Source organism: Candidatus Leptofilum sp. (assembly GCF_965223285.1).
Lineage (GTDB): Bacteria > Chloroflexota > Anaerolineae > Promineifilales > Promineifilaceae > Leptofilum.
Genome location: NZ_OZ244997.1, coordinates 5,685,272 through 5,701,751, shown reverse-complemented (window position 1 = coordinate 5,701,751; position 16,480 = coordinate 5,685,272). Strand labels below are relative to the sequence as shown.

The window sequence follows — 16,480 nt, the reverse complement described above, 5'->3', positions numbered from 1 at the left end:
AAACGGCCGTTTCTGACAAGTCCCAATAGGGCTGTTTCAAAGTCGGCAGTCGCAAAAAAGGTGAAATTGCAGCATAGTTTCCAAAATCCCTGCAAGGAGCGGAAACATGCAAATTACAATTCCACCTCTAGTCACCATTTTCGACCCGATAGCCGATTGGCGCAAGCCGCGCGGCAAGCGATATAGTTTGATTAGTCTGTTCAATTTTATCGTGCTGGCTATGCTCTGTGGCAAAACAAGTGCTCGGGGCATGGCAAGATGGGGCAAATATATGCCAGCAGGGCGCAAATCGCGCCTAGGTATCAAGCCACACCATCACCCATCGGCCGCTATGTTGTGTCGCGTATTCTGGCAGATAAAACCAGAAGCCCTTGAAGCCAGTATTCAAGCATGGGTGCATCAAGTCCATCAAGAATTAGTCGCAGCAGGCATTGCTCGGGGCATTGCTATCGATGGCAAAAGCATTCGACGCGCCGCTTCATTGGGCAGCCCCAATGCTTTCCTTGTTTCGGCTGTGTGTCATCAGTTACGCATTGTGCTTACTCAAGCAGCGGTAGAAGACAAAACCAATGAAATCAGCTGTGTCCCCCCTTTACTTGAGCGATTGCTGCTGAAGGGATTGGTCATTACGGTGGATGCATTGCTCACTCAAAGAGCGATTGTGCGTCAGATTCGACAAGCTGGGGGTCATTATTTGATGTATGTCAAAGGCAATCATCCCCGCTTGCTTTGGTCGTTGGAAGCACGGTTTGCCCAGCCACAGCCCAGAAACGAGCCTCCATTTCTTTATTACAAAAGCGTCAACAAGGGACACGGCCGTCTGGAAATTCGTGAGCTATGGAGTGCACCGACTAACAATGCCTATCCGCACTGGCCTGATGTGGCTCAGGTTTTTCATCTCAAGCGGAAGCGATGGGTACTCAAACCTAACAAATACAGTGAATCCTATGTCTATGGGATAACCTCTTTGCCCCAAGCTGAGGCAAAACCTGCTGACCTTATTGCCATTACCCGAGACCACTGGGCAGCCATTGAAAATGGTCTTCATTGGGTGCGGGATGTGGTCATGGGTGAGGATGCTTGTTCAACTTGCAAGCCGGGTGCCCCGCAAGTTCGGGCTGCTTTTCGCAATATCGTTATTAACCTTGCTCGTCTAGCTGGTTTTGCTTCCGTTTCTGAGGCCATTGATGCCTTTTCGGCTGACCCTACCAGAGCATTAGACATTCTTCGACTTTGAAACAGCCCTAAGTCCCAATTTATGCGGCGAATTAAGCAGAATCGCTGAGCGGTTGCACCGTGGCACCGCAAAATTCACAACTATAGATGGTAACACCGCGCGGCTGTTCCGGAATGGCAGCAAAGCAGTTTGGGCATTGCTCTGGGAAACTGGCGCTGGTGATTTCGGCCGCTTCCAGTTCATCCAAATATTCGTCTGAACGATCACCATCAATCTCACCAGACTGAATCCGGTTAATCATGGCTGCCCAATCTTCTGAATCCTGGCCATCCAAATGGAAGCGTGCGCGTGAGAGGTTGGCGGTGGCAGCAAAAACCAGTTCCAAGATGTCATCTTTGCCCATGCCGAGGAAGCCACCTTCTTCTTTGTGCACAATTTGGCCAATTTCATGCACCTGCACGGCAATGTGCAGCTTTTGCACCATCTCTGAATCCGCTTTGAAGAGACCAAACCGCTTTTTGGTAACGACCTCTTCGCGCTGTTCAAACAGCAGCCGCTGATCGGTGAGGAAAAGATACCCTTTTGGCCCTTCGTCCCCATCCTGATGCCATTCTGCTTTGACAGCTAGCAAGGGGCCTTCAGCTTCGAGCAGGCGAATTTCCTGGGAACCAGCCATGAGGTCCAGCATTTTGCCCACCTGCCCCAGCGCGTACTCAATCTGATAGAGCTCTGTTTGCATCCCGTCATACAATCCATCGAGCGCGCGGCGAGCGGCGGTGATGCGGCTCCCCAAGCTATCTACGGATTTATCCACGGATTTCACGACGGTTTCATTGGCCGAACCTAACCGATTCACTTGCCGCTCAGTCTGGTCTAGCTCCCGATCCAGCCGATTAACCTGCTCTGCAATGGCTTTTTCTACGCGGGGGCGCAGTTCATCCCATTTGTCATCAAGGGCCTCTAGCTTGTCTTCAAGTTGGCCAGAATGGACATACCCTCGGTCACGCAATCCTTCCAGGTCAAAAGGAAGGCTAGTTAGCTTGTTATCAATGTCACCCACGGCCGTAAAAATATCTTCCAATTGCGCCTGCGATTCCAGCCGCTCAAATTTGTCTTGAATCCGGTCAACTTTTGTAGCCAACTCGGCAGAAACCGCGGCCCCTGTTCGGAGGGAGGCGCGTTTTACTGGCCGACGGGCTGGTGGCTTGGGCATAGGTCGCTGGTTGATGGCAGCCTTACGTGCATTGGCTCTGGCAGACGGCCGTACTCGCCGCTTTTGGGCCGCCCGATTCACTTTTGCACCTAATGAACTGCGTTTACGACGCACACCTGGGCGTTGTCTTTTAGGGTCTTTTGCCATGATTTGCCTCCGTAAAACAGATTGGCCACAGAGCCCACCGAGAATTTAGAGGTTCCCTTTTTCTCTGTGGCATGTTTTTAGCTATAGCGTGGGTTCTTCAGTTTGCCCTACTTTTTGCTTCAAGTATGCTTCCATAAATTCGTCTAAACGGCCGTCTAGCACCGCCTGGGCATTGCCAACTTCAAAATTGGTACGATGATCTTTCACCATTTTGTAGGGATGCAGCACGTAGGAGCGAATTTGACTGCCCCAACCGGCATCCACATCCTCACCTTTGAGCGCAGCCATTTCCGCTTCTTGCTTGCGCTGTTCCAAATCAAATAACTGCGCTTTGAGGATTTTCATCGCCACTTCCCGATTTTGGGTTAATGAGCGTTGATTTTGGCAAGAAACCACAATACCTGTGGGAAGGTGCGTGATGCGTACGGCCGTTTCATTCTTTTGCACATGCTGGCCACCTGCCCCGCTCGCCTTAAACCGATCGATGCGCAAATCCTTCTCGTCTATTTCAATTTCGATATCTTCTGCTACGTCGGGCCACACTTCTACTTTGGCAAAGGAGGTATGGCGGCGGCTGGATGAGTCGTAAGGCGAGATGCGCACCAAACGATGCACGCCTCGTTCCGACTGGAGACGGCCGTAAGCATAACTTCCCTTCACCGCCATCATCACACTTTTCAAACCAGCCTCGTCGCCAGAGCTTTCATCCACAATGTCTACGACCAGCTTATGTGAATCCGCCCAACGCATAAACATCCTTTCTAACATTTGCGCCCAATCCTGGGCTTCTGTGCCGCCTGCACCTGCATGAATGGCTAAAATGCAATCTTCATCATCATATTGACCAGAAAAGAGCGTCTCAAATTCCAGTTCAGCAACCTGTGTTTCCAAAACATCAACTTCCCTAGAAAGGTCACCCAAAAGCTCCTCATCGCCTAGTTCCACTAACTCTATTGCGTCATTTAGGCGGCGGCTCAAAGCCTCCCAAACAGTCACCTGATCGCGCAGTTTGGTTAATTCGCGCATCTTGGCTTGCGCAACGGCCGTGTCATCCCAGAAGCCCGGGGCGGCCGCCACCTCTTCTAGTTGGGCAACTTTTAACGCTTTGGCAGGTACGTCAAAGACGCCTCCGCAGCAAGTTTACGATTTGTTGTAAGTTTGTTAATTTTTCAGCTAAGTCATCCATAACAATATTTTCCTTCTATTATGAGAGGGGAGCGATCTCAAATCGATCCTAAATCTCAAAAGCAAAAATCAAAAAATTCGCAGATTCAGCAGATAACGAAGAATGTTGGACAAACATCTGGATAATCTGTTTAATCCTTGATCAAAAAGTTGGCCAGTTTACTTATTCAAACAACCCATCAATGAATTGATCCGGGTCAAATGGTGCCAAATCTTCAATGCGCTCACCGGTGCCAATAAAGCGGACCGGCAGCCCCAGCTCACGGTAGATGGCAAACACCATGCCGCCTTTGGCTGTGCTGTCCAGTTTGGTAAGAATAACTCCCGTTACATGCACAGACTCCTTAAATTTTTGCGCCTGAATGAGTGCATTTTGGCCAGTTGGGGCATCCAAAGCCAACAGCACTTCGTGCGGGGCGGCATGAACGCTCTTCTTGCAAACGCCGTACACTTTTTCCAATTCACGCATCAGGTTGAATTTGGTGTGTAAACGACCAGCAGTATCAATCAGCAACGTGTCGTAGCCACGAGCGCGGGCGGCACGAATGCCATCATACGCTACAGCACCGGGGTCGCCATTGGGCTGTCCGGCAATCACCGGCACATCGGCCCGCTCTCCCCAAATCTTTAGCTGATCGATTGCCGCAGCGCGGAAAGTATCTGCTGCTGCTAAGACAATTTTTCGCCCCTTATTTTGGTAATGGCGAGAGAGTTTGCCGATGGTTGTGGTCTTGCCAGAGCCATTGACACCTACAATCATCACAATTGTTAGCTGGCGCGGGGCTTCCAGTTCAAACGGTGGCGGATCAACCAGTACGCTGCGTAGCTCTTGCTTCAATGCTTCGGTAAGCTGTTCTGCTTTGTAAAGACCATCTGCCTTCACGCGCTCTTGCAATGCTTCTACCACAGCCAATGTGGTGGGAACGCCAACATCGGCCTGCACTAGCAGAGCTTCTAAATCTTCCCAAGTTTCCTCGGTAATGTCACCTGTCCCTAACACACCGGCAATCTGGCCGAAAACGGTGTTGCGGGTGCGGCTTAATGAATCTCGTATGCTCTTGAACAAATTTGAATTCCTTATTTCTTTTGGCTATGCAAATAGCTACCAATCATTTGAGTAAGTTGAGAGGGATTTTCCATTGCGTTCAAAATGACAATTTAGCGTTGGCTATCGAATAATACGCACTGCCAAGCATCAATCCCCGTGCAAGGAATGAGTATAGCGATTGTTAGGGGGGCTGACAATTGCGCCTAAAGGTCTAGCTCCACGATTTCACCATCGCTGGTGAGCTGCTCGATGCGGAGAGCGGCCGTTTCTAGCTGCACGTTACATTGCTGAGCCAACTTTTGCCCTTTTTCAAATAAATCCAGGGATGCTTCCAGAGTAAGATCACCAGATTCCAGTTCAGCAACGATTTTTTCTAGCTCGGTAAGTGCTTCTTCAAAAGTTAATTTCTCTGCTTCTTCGCTCATGGTTTTCTCCATACATCAGGACTGGCAGTCCTAAATAGATATAGTTGTGGCAGCATTCAAGTCAGGACTGCCAGTCCTCGGTTACCAAATACCGACTTCGGGTTGATTACGGCCGTTCACAAATTCCTCAATTCGCCGTCGGGTCCCGCGAGACACATCTGGTGGCAACTGACCCAGAGCAAATTGCTGCACGGCGCGAATTTCTTCCTTGTCGGTTTGCCCTATCGTAAATTTGTGGCTTACAAAAACGACCACATGATCATTTCTTGAGGTGCTGGTGCTACTGTAAATGCCAAATAGCTGCATTTCGTCAATTTCTGCCCCCAATTCCTCACGGGCTTCGCGGCGCACGGCCGTTTCAAAATCCTCACTCTTTTTTACCCCACCGCCCGGTAAAAACCAGCCCGGCTGATAGCTATGCTGCACCAGCCAAATCGTGTCGTCCTCAATGAGCATCAGCTTCACGCCCAGCGTCAGCGGCTTGAAAATGCGCCAGTAGCAGCGAGCAAGAAAGTATAAAATGCGCCATTTCAGGCTCACACCAACTGCTCCGCATTGAGTGCATTGGGCGGGGTCTGGCCCGCCAGACCAGCCAGGAGGTTTGATACGGCCGTTTCCACCATTTTTCGCCGCGTTTCTCCAGTGGCACTGCCCAAGTGCGGAGCCAGCAATAAGCGGTCATGGTAATCAGCCAGCCCCGGGGTCATCTCTGGTTCTGCCTCAAAAACGTCCAAGGCGGCACCCCAAATAGTCCCTTGACGCAAGGCAACCAACAAATCATCTTCTTTGATGATGGGGCCGCGTGCGGTGTTGATGAGGCAAGCGGTTGGCTTCATTTGGCGGAAGGTGTCCAGAGTGAATAGGTGGTAGGTTTCGGGCGTGAGGGGCACGTTGATGCTAACAAAATCACTTTGGTGGAGCAGTTGTGGAAAAGTCACTTTTTGCGCGCCGAGTTCTTGCTCAACGGCCGTTTTTACACTGTTGGCCGTATACAAAACCTTCATGCCAAAGCCCAACGCGCCGCGACGGGCCACGGCCGCACCAATCCGGCCCATCCCCACAATGCCCAACGTCTTGCCATACACATCCAGACCCAGCAACGGTGGAAACATTTCAAACTTCTCATATTTGCCCGCCCGCATGTATGCATCCGCTTCTGGCAGGCGGCGGGCGAGGGCCAGCAGCAAGGCAAAGGCGTGATCGGCGGTCGCCTCGGTAAGCACATCTGGGGTGTTGCTGACCAAAATACCGCGTGCTGTGGCGGCTCTCACATCAATGTTGTCGTACCCAACGGCAACGTTGGCAATCATTTTTAATTGTGGAGCAGCATCAAAAACGGCCGTATCCACCCGATCTGTCAGCAAACAAACCAATCCCTCGGCATGGCGAACGGCCGTTTGCAGCTCAGCCTGACCCATTGGCTCGGTTTTGTCGCGATAGGTCACATGATGCCTCGCCTCACGCAGCATCTGCACGCCTGCGCCGCCAATATGCTGGGTGATGAGAATGTTAGCCATTATTGCTCCTATCGAGCCGCAGGTTAGCACAGTTTTTTTGCGAAAATCTGCGGAAATCTGTGTTAATCTGTGGATAAATCCTTCTCATCCACGGTGACGCCAAACTGACCATCACTGACTTGGACAGTGAGCGGGTCGCCGCTTTTTACGGCAGCGGGAGTACGCACGATACGGCCGTTCTCATCCCGCACAATCGCATAGCCCCGCTCCAAGGTGGCCGTTGGGCTAACGGCCGTTAGCCGGGTTTGCAGCAAATTTAGGCGGTGGTTCGATTGGTTCAACCGCCGCTGCATCGCTCGCTCCAGCCGATCTTGCCAGCCGTCTAGCCGCTGTCGGTTACCGGCAATACCCACCTGCGGGCTTAAATGGTTCAACGACCGTTTGAGCATTTGCACCTGCCAGCGATAGTGGCCGATGCGTTCCAAAACTGTGTCTTGCATTTGCTGCTGGACGGAGATGAAATACGGTTGTAGCTCGCTCACATCTGGCACCGCCAGCTCCGCCGCCGCCGAGGGCGTGGGGGCGCGTAAATCGGCCACAAAGTCCGCGATGGTGAAATCAACCTCATGCCCCACCCCGCTTATGACGGGGTGCTGGGCGGCAAAAATGGCCCTTGCTACTTCCTCGTCGTTAAACGCCCACAAATCTTCCATCGAGCCACCACCACGCGCCACAATAATCGTGTCGATGTCGTGACGGCCGTCTAACCAGCGCAACGCTCGCACAATTTGGGGCGGCGCGTCGGCACCCTGTACCAACGTGGGGGCAATGAGCACAGAAACCAGCGGGTAGCGGCGACGCAGCACGTTGATGATGTCTCGCAAGGCAGCTGCATCGGCCGAGGTGACAATGCCAATTTTGCGGGGAAATTGGGGAATCGGCTGTTTAGATTCTGCGTCGAACAGCCCTTCGTCAGCCAACTTGGCTTTGAGTGCTTCAAAAGCAGCAGCCAAATCCCCCTGACCGATGGGTGACATTTGCTCGGCATACAGTTGATAGACACCGCTGGCCTCGTACACAGAGATACGGCCGTTCACCACCACCGCATCCCCATCCTGCGGCCGAAACCGCAACCGCTCTGCCGCTGAACGCCACATCACGCATTTTAGCTGCGCCTTATCATCTTTGAGCGTGAAATACAGATGGCCCGACCGGGCGCGAGAGAAGTTGGAAATCTCGCCGCTGACTTCCAAATCTTGCAGGCGGTAATCAATTTCAAAAAGCTCACGAATATATTGATTGAGTTCAGAAACGGTCCACGATTCTGAAGAGAAGTTTGTGCTGCGTAAAAATGCCATATTTTTTGCCACGGTGTGCGCGGATTTTCAGGGATAAGGTCAAATAACCCGTGAAATCCGCGGCCGACTAAGATTTTTCGTTTTGGGCACGCCATTCATGATACTCTGGCACATCTTCGCCCACTGACCAAAAGAAAAAGTAAGCACCCATCGGCCCCATAAACTTGAATTTTTTGCAGAATTGCTTCTCGCGCTTGATGTACGGTAGGCCATCCATGGTTCGCAGATAGTTGTGAAAAGAACCGTGTTCAGCAATCAGTTCTTGGCAGATGCGGGCATTTTTGATGGTAGCTTCAATTTTACGGCCGTTTCGCACAATTGTCTTATCCTCTACCAACCGCTCCACATCAACCGAGGTAAATGCAGCCACCTGGTCCACATTAAAGTGGGCAAACGCATTCTGAAAGCCAGGCCACTTATTGCGAATGACCTTCCAGCTAAAGCCAGCCTGAAACACAGCCTGGGTGATCTTCTCAAAGTAGCCAGCATCATTTTCTGGCACAGCACGGGGTGGAATTTCATACTGAGGTTCAGACACGATCCTCTCCTTTTTAGTGACTGGTGGCAGATGAGAACTCACCGCTAGCCACTACAAACCAAATAGAACATTCGCTCTAATTGTAGAGCGCACATGGGGAAGTTGCAACCGCATCTTGTCACTCATTCCGCCTCCATGCTACAATCGCAGATAATTGATTTCTTTTTGAAAAGCGACAGGGAAAACGAGCCAATTGAGAACCGCACGACCATTTCGTCATCCTCTGTGTTCTCTGTGGCCAAAATCCAGAAAAACCGGAGGTGAAGATCTGGAAAGTTTAGAATTAGCACATTTGCTAGTGGAGACCGTATTAGACAAAAAGGGGAGCGACATCACATTGCTGGATTTGCGGGAACAGGCTGTTTTTGCTGACTATTTCCTCATCTGCAATGGGGAAAATGACCGCCAGTTGCGGGCAATGGCCAACAGCATTGCCCAAGATGCCAAGCAAAAAGCGAAGGCCCTCACCAATAGCATAGAAGGTTCACCAGAATCTGGCTGGGTATTGGTAGATTTTGGCGATTTGCTGGTTCATCTTTTTTCGCCAGACATGCGCCACTATTACGATCTAGAAGGTTTGTGGGATGAAGCGCATGTTGTCATGCGAATGCAATAAATCTTTTCCACTAGAAAGCCAAAAGCCCGACCATTTTGCATAGGTCGGGCTTTTTTTTGATCCACTCGAAGAATCCCACTCAACTGATTATTCGCAAATCCAGCTTTCTGTAGCGCGGCTCCAGCTTACCAATTCTTCTGGCTTAAAGAAGAGGTTGGATTCTTTTACACCATTCTCTGGGCTGTCAGAGCCATGTACGAGGTTACGGCCGATTTCCATGCCGAAGTCGCCGCGAATGCTGCCAGGAGCAGCCTCTACAGGTTTGGTGGCACCAATGGTAGACCGGGCAGCAGCCACGGCCTCGTTGCCCTCCCAAACCATCGCCAACACGGGGCCAGAGGTGATGTAAGAAACAAGATCGTTGAAAAACGGCCGTTCCTTATGAACAGCGTAGTGCCGGTTTGCCAACGACTCATCCATCTGAATAAATTTCATGCCGATTAGCTTAAGACCACGCCGTTCAAATCGGCCAACAATTTCACCCATCAGACCGCGCTGCACGCCATCTGGTTTTACCAAAATTAATGTACGTTCCATCGTTATTACTCCATTTTTTTGAATTTTGACGCAAAAAAAGGCAGCTTGCTCAAGCGTCGCTGCCTTTTCAGATTTGTAACTTACCTACTGTGGCTCCATTGTCACCCAAACGAGCCAAATTCGCAAACAAAACTTTACATCTGATTCAACGCCGAACGGTATGCGGCCAACGCCTTTTGTAGCTGCCCGTTTCGCATGTAGGCATCGCCCAAAACCTGGAAGAGAACTGGTGTTTGCGGATGTGCGTCGGTTGCTTGTTCCAGATCAGCAATGATGGCCATCATGCCCGAGCCATCGGCAACTAGAGATTTGTACTGTGTCATTGCCTCTTCGATGCGGCCGTCTGTCAACGCCTCCTTCGCCGCACCCAGCTTCGCCTCATCCACACTGTAAGCACCAGACGACGGCTCAATAACTGGGTCAAACAGTTCATCTTCAGCTAACGGTTCGGCCTCCAAAGGATCGGTACGCAGTGGCCCAGTATCTGGTAGCTGCACATCTTCTGTCGGTTCAATAGCAACAGCTTCTGCCTCGGCTGAAAGCCAGGAATCCATATCAACTTCCGGCAAATTTTGTAGCCAATCGGTTTCTCCAGCCACCGGGCGGTTGTCGCTGCTGCTTAGCCAATCTGGGAGTTCAGAATCCACGTCTGTGTCTGCCAAATCGCCAGTTTCGCCCGCACTATCTTCAGCTTCTGCAGGTTCATCCACGGCAATTGGCTCATCCAACCCGGCATCCAATTCCGCCAAATCTTGGGCCATCCAGTCAGGCATTGCTGGCTCATCCGCCACATCAGAGGCGTCTGTTACAGTTGGCAGTTCCGCCAAATCTGCCCCCTGACGGGCAGCAAGCTGTTCTAGCCAAGCCATCGCTTCATCTGGATCATCTGGCACGTCAGCAATGATGTCTTCGGCCGGCTCAGTTACTTCTGCAACAACCTCAGGCTCTGGTGCAGCTTCTGGCTCTGGCGATGCATCCTCCGTGACGTACACTGCATCCTCGCTCGGCTTGATCGGCGGCGGCTCCATCTCTACGTCCATTGCCAAATCGCCGCTGAGCATTTGCTCTAGCCACGCTTCAGGGTCATCTTCCATATCGCCGATTTCTGTTGCGGCCTCTTCAATTTCGTCGCTGGGCAGTTCGGCAATTGGCTCAGGGGCTGCAACGATCTCGTCTGGTTCTGATGCGTCGTCGGGAAGTTCCATAGGTGGACCATCCTCGGTCACGTAAACCGCGTCCTCGCTCGGCTTGATCGGCGGTGGCTCCATCTCTACGTCCATCGCCAAATCGTCACTGAGCATTTGCTCCAACCATGCTTCGGGATCGTCCTCTAGGTCTACTTCATCTGCTACGGCCGTTTCTGATTCATCTTCAGCCGCAACCAACTCAGCTTCTTCTGGTGGTTCGTCCTCGGCGGGTGCGTCATCTGTCACAAAAACGGCGTCTTCGCTGGGTTTGATTGGCGGCGGCTCCATTTCGATGTCTAGGGCATCATCCCCGCTCACTAGCTGGTCTAGCCAGGCAACGGCCGCATCTGGGTCATCGGGCATGCCTTCCAGGGCCACATCTTCCAGCAAAGAATCGGCCGTTTCTAAATCTGTTTCGGCAATTTCAACATCTTCTAATTCAGCTTCAACCCCGTCGTCCGTGACAAACACGGCGTCTTCACTTGGCTTGATGGGTGGCGGCTCCATATCCACATCTAAATCGGCATCGCCACTCAGCAAATCTTCAAGCCACGCTTCAGGATCATCAGCCATTCGGGTCAGATCGTCTTCTGTAGACTCCTCTACTTCTTGAAGAGACTCAACAGCGGCTTCAGTTTGTTCATCCGGAACCAGAGATTCAGAGGCTTGTTCCGGCTCCGTTTCACCCTGCTCAATCCAATCCAGAGCGGCATTTAGCTCTTCATCAGAGAGCATAATGGGGAAAACGCCCGCTTCTGGCACGTCTATACCCTCATCTCTCACTTGCTGCTCTAACCGATCCAAAGCAAGGGTTAATTCATCTGGCTCTGGTGGCAACACCACCGTGTCGGGTGACGCTTCATCCACCACAGGTTCAGGTAACTCATGCGGTTCCGGTGGCGTGATAATGGTGGGCGGTGCTTCGTCCAGCAGCTCAACTTCTGGCTCTTCATCCAGTTCATCGAGCCAAGCCAACGCTTCTTCCAAATCGGCTTCGGCTTCTTCCAGGCCATCATCAGCTTTTAAGGCATCGGTAACGCCAGTAACCCGATATTCTTCATCATCTACAACTTCTGGCGTTGCAGCGTCCAGAGATTCTTCCACAACTGCCTCGGCTTCGTCTTCAGCCTCGTCTATCACGGTATCTAGCCAGCCAATGTCTGGGTCGTCAACGGCCGTTTCCACATCCTCCGCCACATCATCAAATAAATCGTCTAGCAAATCGGCTTCTGAAGCAATTTCTGCGTCATCAGCCACCAAGTCGCCTAGCCAACTAGCATCATCCTCTTCTGTTGATGTGGTATCAATCGGTTCTGGGATTGTTTCAGCTTCGTCAACGGCCGTTTCCGCTTCGTCCGCTACATCACCAAGAAGGTCGTCTAGCAAGTCGGCTTCCAGCACGATTTCTGCATCATCAGCCACCAAGTCGTCCAGCCAGCCAGCACCATCCTCCTCTGAGAGTGTAGTGTCAACTGGTTCTTGGGTGGTTTCCGCTTCATCAACGGCCGTTTCCGGCAGCTGATCTGTAGCTAACTCATCCAGCCAGGACATTTCACCATCGTCATCCCACCCATCCAACGGATCCGCATCCGTTTCCTCTTCTTGAGAAACGGCAGTCTCGTCACTATCTTGCGGCGGCTCAGCCATCACCCCGGTTTCGGCCAGCAGTTCAGGATCGATTAGCTCTTCATCTAAAGCGGTGGTCACATCACCGGTTAAATCATCCAGCCAGTCGGTGCTACCTATTGCTTCTTCCTCAGCAACGATGTCGTCAGCCTGAAGCAGTTCGCCGCTGTCTAACTCCTCGTCGAGCATGTTTTCAGCCACGCTGGGCAGTTCAGCCACTGGGTCTTCTTGTTGCGCGGCCAGCTCTTCCAGCCAAGACATGGCATCGTCCCAATCTTCTGGCGTGCTGTCTTGTTCTTCCACAACCTCTGGCTCATCCAAAGCGGCGGGTTCTTCTGGCGCATCCACTGGTAAATCTTCTACCGGTTCGTCTGGCAACGTTAACCAATCCAGGCCAGTCTCTTCCGCCATATCAAAATCATCGGCTTGCTCCTGGAGCGCACCGGTATCCGCCTCTAGCTGCGTTAGCCAAGTGGTGTCCTCCGCCGAGATGGGGCCAGCTTCTTCCAACTCCGGCTCCTCTGGCTCAGACACCACATCCATATCACCCAAAATCTCAGTGAGGGATGGTTCAACTGGCTCTTCAAGTTCTGGCAACTCTGGCCGTGAATCAATGGCATCCTCAGCGTAATCGATGCCAGCCAGAAGTTCAGTTAGGCCAAGCTCGTCACTGTTTAACTTACTCGGTTCGGACCCAGTGGGATCGGAAACCGCCATTTCTGGCAACTCGCTTTCGACTGCTTCCTCATCATCTGGCCACAAATTGGCCAGCATTCCAGTCAGCCCCAGCTCGGCTTCCGCTTCTTCCACTTCGGGCGAGGCGTCTGGTTCAGTCTCAGCTTCCGAGGCTTCGGTTAAATCGGCAAGCCAATCGTCGTCATCATCGGTCGCTTCAGTGACATCTGTTAGCCAATCATCATCAGTTTCATCAGAAACGGCCTTTGTCTCAGCATCATCCTCTTCCAATTCCATGCCAGACAGCATTGCAGTTAAGCCGATATCTTCCACATCACCATCATCACCCAGAAGGTCGCCTAAATCATCGTCAGCCTCTGCCAACAATCCAGAGAAGAAATCGTCTTCATCCACTTTAACAGGCTCTTCTAACTCATCTTCCAACGAGAGGTTAGAGAGCAATCCCGTCAGGCCAACTTCTTCTGGTTCTTCAACTGATTCAGCAGGCTCTGGTTCCTCATCAGCAGCATCCATTACAAAATCTAAATCTGCCGCCTGCGTTTCAACTGCTGGCTCATCGCTACTCATTTCACTTAACAATTCTGTCAGGCTGCCATCCCCGTCCTCATCTGCCCAATCTGAAAACAGCGAATTCATATCATCGATCGGAACGGCCTCATCAGATATGTCTATCTCGGAAAGCAAGCCAGTTAATCCAACTTCATCTGTCTCTGCGGCTTCATCCAAAATAGCCTCGTCCAATTCAGACAGCTCTACCGGCTCTTGCAGCCAATCAGGAATATCGGCTGACTCAGAATCCCATTCATCAACCACTTCTACCCCTTCTTTCTGGCCTGCATCATCCAGCCAACTGGGCATCCCTTCGGTGGCAATGGGTGGCTCAACGAGTACATCTGCATCTGCGTCATCAGCAGTCAGATCAGCCAACCAGTCCAGGGCATCTTCATCACCATCCTGAGCGGCCGTTTCCGAAGGCTTTACTTCCGGTTCGTCTGACTGTGGCTTTTCCTGGGGATCATTTTCACTACTCATAGCAGTCTCCGCTTCTTCTGAATCGTCTAAGGTGTCCGTGTGTAGCCAATCTGGGACTTCATCAAGCTCAGCCCCTTCCATGTCGGGGATTAAGAGGTTAGGGAACTCTTCTTCTTCGCGGTCCGCATCTTCAAGGATGGCATCTAAATCCGCAGAAGCTGATTTTAGCCAATCATCCGCGTCGCTCAGCGCAGCCAATTCGTCGGTGGTGGCGTCTAGCTCGATTTCTTCGGCTTTTTGAGTGCCCTCGCTTTCATCCCAAGCAATTTCTTCCTCAATCGTGCCTTCCGTTAGGGCAGCCAACCAATCATCAGCCTCACCCAGGCTATCCGTATCCAACAGGTTTGGCATTTCAGGAAGGTCAACCTGTTCCTCAGAGTCTAGAACGGCCGTAGGACCAAAAGATTCCTCAACCTCATCCTCGACCGACTCATCCACCACGTCTGTCTCAGGCTCGGGCGAGGGGACGTCATCAAGCCAATCCAGAGATTCCTCAACTGCTTCTGGTGCTGCATCCAGCAATGCATCCGCAATTTCAGCTTCATCGGCTTCGTCAGCTTCCTCATCTGGTATCTCGCTTAACCAATCCAACGAATCTTCAACTTCCATCGGGACGTCAGCTTGTTCAGCTTCAGTTTCCTGAGTTGTCGCCACAGGTTCCTCAGGCTCGTCTGAGGCCCCTAGTTCAGCAATCTCTTCTGGTTCAGTTAACCAATCTAATGCTTCTTCAGGATTTAGTTCTACCGCTTCCGTTGCTTCGCCGGCCATTTCTGACAGCCAGAAGGGTGTCTTAGGTTCCTTCACAATATTGGGATCGCTTTCAATTTGGTCCCAATCCATCAAGTTTTTATCCATCAAGTTCGTAGCGTCAATTTGGATGCCTGATTTTTCTCTGGGTTCGGAGCTGGTTTCGCCCTCAATTTCTGCAAGGTCTTTGAGCCAGTCGTGGTCTGTGTCAACGGCCGTATCTTCGGTGGACAGCTCCGTTGAATCGGCCAGCTCAGCAAAGAGTTCGTCAGAAATATCGTCCTCATTGGCAAACCAGTCAGAATCATTCGTTTCAGCTTCTTCACCCGGATCAGACCCCATTTCTAACGGCTGGAAACCACTCTCTTCTTCCTCGGTTTCCTCTCCACGTAAGTCGGCCAACCAATCCGCATTTAGTTCGCTGGTCGTCAAATTGAGAGATTCTTTGGCACTTTCCTGCGAAAACCAATCGGTTTCGCTCGTCTTTTGCTCAGAATCTTCCCCTTCTGCGGCGTCAATGTCAGCCAACCAATCATAGCTGTGCATACCGCTTTCTGGTTCTAGGACCACATCGTCCATGCCATCGGCAACGTCGGCCACATCGTCAAAGGTCACTTCCCCTACCCAATCGTCCGCAGGTTGAGCCGGTTCATCTGGTATCACCGTGCCAGTCTCTAAAAATTCCAGCGATGCCTTTTCTGGTAGTTGAAACGCGCCCTCCGTAACAAAAGCTCGGCCCGCAATGGATTCTTTTTGTAACGACTTTTGGGTTTGCCAGGTTAAGCCATGCAGCCGCTTCAAATATTTTTGTGCCTCTGGAATGCGGCCTGTCTGCAACCAAATTTCAGCCAAAATCGCATTCGCCACAATACAATTCGGCAACGCTTCCATAATGTTTAAGCATACTTCTTCAGCATCAATACGCTGATCATCACGCCATAGTGCCTCTGCCAGAAGCACCTGCAAATCTATCCGTTCAGGTTCCTCAGCTAAGATGCGCCGCAGCTCAGAAATAGCTTGCTGGTAAAGCTCTCCCTGCATGTAAAGTCGGGCCAAGGCACCACGCGTAAGGGGGATTACACCGGGGCGGCTTTCGGTTTCTGTAGTGTAAAGCTGGCGCAGCTCCCCCTGAATCGCCACATTGTAAGGCTGAATCTCGAAGGCGCGCTCCAAATGCCACAAGGCTTGATCGTATTGACTTTCTTCTTGATAAACGATGGAAAGCCCGACATGGCTAATAAAATCGTTGGGGTCGGCACCTAAAATGCGCAAAAACAGATCGCTGGCACTGTCATACTCTTGCTTCTCTAGCAATGCTTTGCCCATCACACGGTAGGTATCAATGTGCCGAGGATAGTGGTGCAAAATATGGCGGCAATGTTCAACCGCTTCGACCAGACGGTTGGCATCAATTAGGGTTTCAACCTGCTCGACATATTCGTGTAAAAGAATCGAAGTCACGTTTTCGCCTCAAATGAACTGCGAAAGAAA

At 51.5% G+C, this 16,480-nt stretch carries 12 protein-coding genes; 2 read left to right on the top strand and 10 right to left on the bottom strand.

Annotated elements, in window-relative coordinates; translation table 11 throughout:
* The first annotated feature begins 106 nt into the window (after window positions 1-106).
* Entirely contained in the window at window positions 107-1,237 is a 1,131-nt protein-coding gene (locus ACOQPU_RS25585; protein ID WP_420640702.1) for an ISAs1 family transposase, read from the top strand.
* Window positions 1,238-1,268: 31 nt separating this feature from the next.
* Here ACOQPU_RS25585 and ACOQPU_RS25580 read toward each other — a convergent pair whose 3' ends face one another.
* The 8 genes from ACOQPU_RS25580 to ACOQPU_RS25545 all read right to left on the bottom strand — a co-directional run bounded on the left by ACOQPU_RS25580 (window position 1,269) and on the right by ACOQPU_RS25545 (window position 8,548).
* Complete coding sequence (locus ACOQPU_RS25580) at window positions 1,269-2,537, bottom strand: hypothetical protein (protein ID WP_420642662.1); 1,269 nt, start codon at window positions 2,535-2,537, stop codon at window positions 1,269-1,271.
* Window positions 2,538-2,618: 81 nt separating this feature from the next.
* A protein-coding gene (gene prfB, locus ACOQPU_RS25575) for a peptide chain release factor 2 (RefSeq protein ID WP_420642661.1) occupies window positions 2,619-3,723 on the bottom strand; the annotation gives its coding sequence in 2 pieces (ribosomal slippage) (window positions 2,619-3,656 and window positions 3,658-3,723; 1,104 coding nt in all).
* 162 nt (window positions 3,724-3,885) lie between these two features.
* On the bottom strand, window positions 3,886-4,788 hold the full coding sequence (gene ftsY / locus ACOQPU_RS25570; RefSeq protein ID WP_420642660.1) for a signal recognition particle-docking protein FtsY: 903 nt from the start codon (window positions 4,786-4,788) through the stop codon (window positions 3,886-3,888).
* Window positions 4,789-4,973: 185 nt separating this feature from the next.
* Window positions 4,974-5,195 (bottom strand): exodeoxyribonuclease VII small subunit, encoded by a 222-nt coding sequence (gene xseB / locus ACOQPU_RS25565; protein WP_420642659.1) that lies wholly within the window; start codon window positions 5,193-5,195, stop codon window positions 4,974-4,976.
* A gap of 81 nt (window positions 5,196-5,276) precedes the next feature.
* Window positions 5,277-5,735: an NUDIX domain-containing protein gene (locus tag ACOQPU_RS25560; protein ID WP_420642658.1), complete on the bottom strand. Its 459-nt coding sequence runs from the start codon at window positions 5,733-5,735 to the stop codon at window positions 5,277-5,279.
* Entirely contained in the window at window positions 5,732-6,712 is a 981-nt protein-coding gene (locus ACOQPU_RS25555; protein WP_420642657.1) for a 2-hydroxyacid dehydrogenase, read from the bottom strand. Before ACOQPU_RS25555 ends, ACOQPU_RS25560 begins: the two co-directional genes overlap by 4 nt.
* 62 nt (window positions 6,713-6,774) lie before the next feature.
* Complete coding sequence (gene xseA, locus ACOQPU_RS25550) at window positions 6,775-8,010, bottom strand: exodeoxyribonuclease VII large subunit (RefSeq protein ID WP_420642656.1); 1,236 nt, start codon at window positions 8,008-8,010, stop codon at window positions 6,775-6,777.
* A gap of 67 nt (window positions 8,011-8,077) precedes the next feature.
* Window positions 8,078-8,548 carry a DNA-3-methyladenine glycosylase I gene (locus ACOQPU_RS25545; protein WP_420642655.1) on the bottom strand — a complete coding sequence of 157 codons (471 nt, stop codon included), beginning with the start codon at window positions 8,546-8,548 and terminating at the stop codon, window positions 8,078-8,080.
* A 298-nt stretch (window positions 8,549-8,846) separates the two neighbouring features.
* Here ACOQPU_RS25545 and rsfS point away from each other — a divergent pair, with 298 nt between their 5' ends.
* Entirely contained in the window at window positions 8,847-9,164 is a 318-nt protein-coding gene (gene rsfS / locus ACOQPU_RS25540; protein WP_420642654.1) for a ribosome silencing factor, read from the top strand.
* 87 nt (window positions 9,165-9,251) lie between these two features.
* Here the strand turns inward: rsfS and ndk are convergent, their stop codons facing one another.
* Window positions 9,252-9,701 (bottom strand): nucleoside-diphosphate kinase, encoded by a 450-nt coding sequence (gene ndk, locus ACOQPU_RS25535; protein WP_420642653.1) that lies wholly within the window; start codon window positions 9,699-9,701, stop codon window positions 9,252-9,254.
* Window positions 9,702-9,835: 134 nt separating this feature from the next.
* Window positions 9,836-16,450 carry a hypothetical protein gene (locus ACOQPU_RS25530; RefSeq protein WP_420642652.1) on the bottom strand — a complete coding sequence of 2,205 codons (6,615 nt, stop codon included), beginning with the start codon at window positions 16,448-16,450 and terminating at the stop codon, window positions 9,836-9,838.
* Window positions 16,451-16,480 lie beyond the last annotated feature (30 nt).

Excerpts from the sequence above, each read along its gene's own strand:
- ACOQPU_RS25585 (WP_420640702.1), top strand. The coding sequence starts at position 107 with ATGCAAATTACAATTCCACCTCTAGTCACCATTTTCGACCCGATAGCC.
- ACOQPU_RS25580 (WP_420642662.1), bottom strand. The coding sequence starts at position 2,537 with ATGGCAAAAGACCCTAAAAGACAACGCCCAGGTGTGCGTCGTAAACGC.
- xseB (WP_420642659.1), bottom strand. The coding sequence starts at position 5,195 with ATGAGCGAAGAAGCAGAGAAATTAACTTTTGAAGAAGCACTTACCGAG.
- ACOQPU_RS25555 (WP_420642657.1), bottom strand. The coding sequence starts at position 6,712 with ATGGCTAACATTCTCATCACCCAGCATATTGGCGGCGCAGGCGTGCAG.
- xseA (WP_420642656.1), bottom strand. The coding sequence starts at position 8,010 with ATGGCATTTTTACGCAGCACAAACTTCTCTTCAGAATCGTGGACCGTT.
- ndk (WP_420642653.1), bottom strand. The coding sequence starts at position 9,701 with ATGGAACGTACATTAATTTTGGTAAAACCAGATGGCGTGCAGCGCGGT.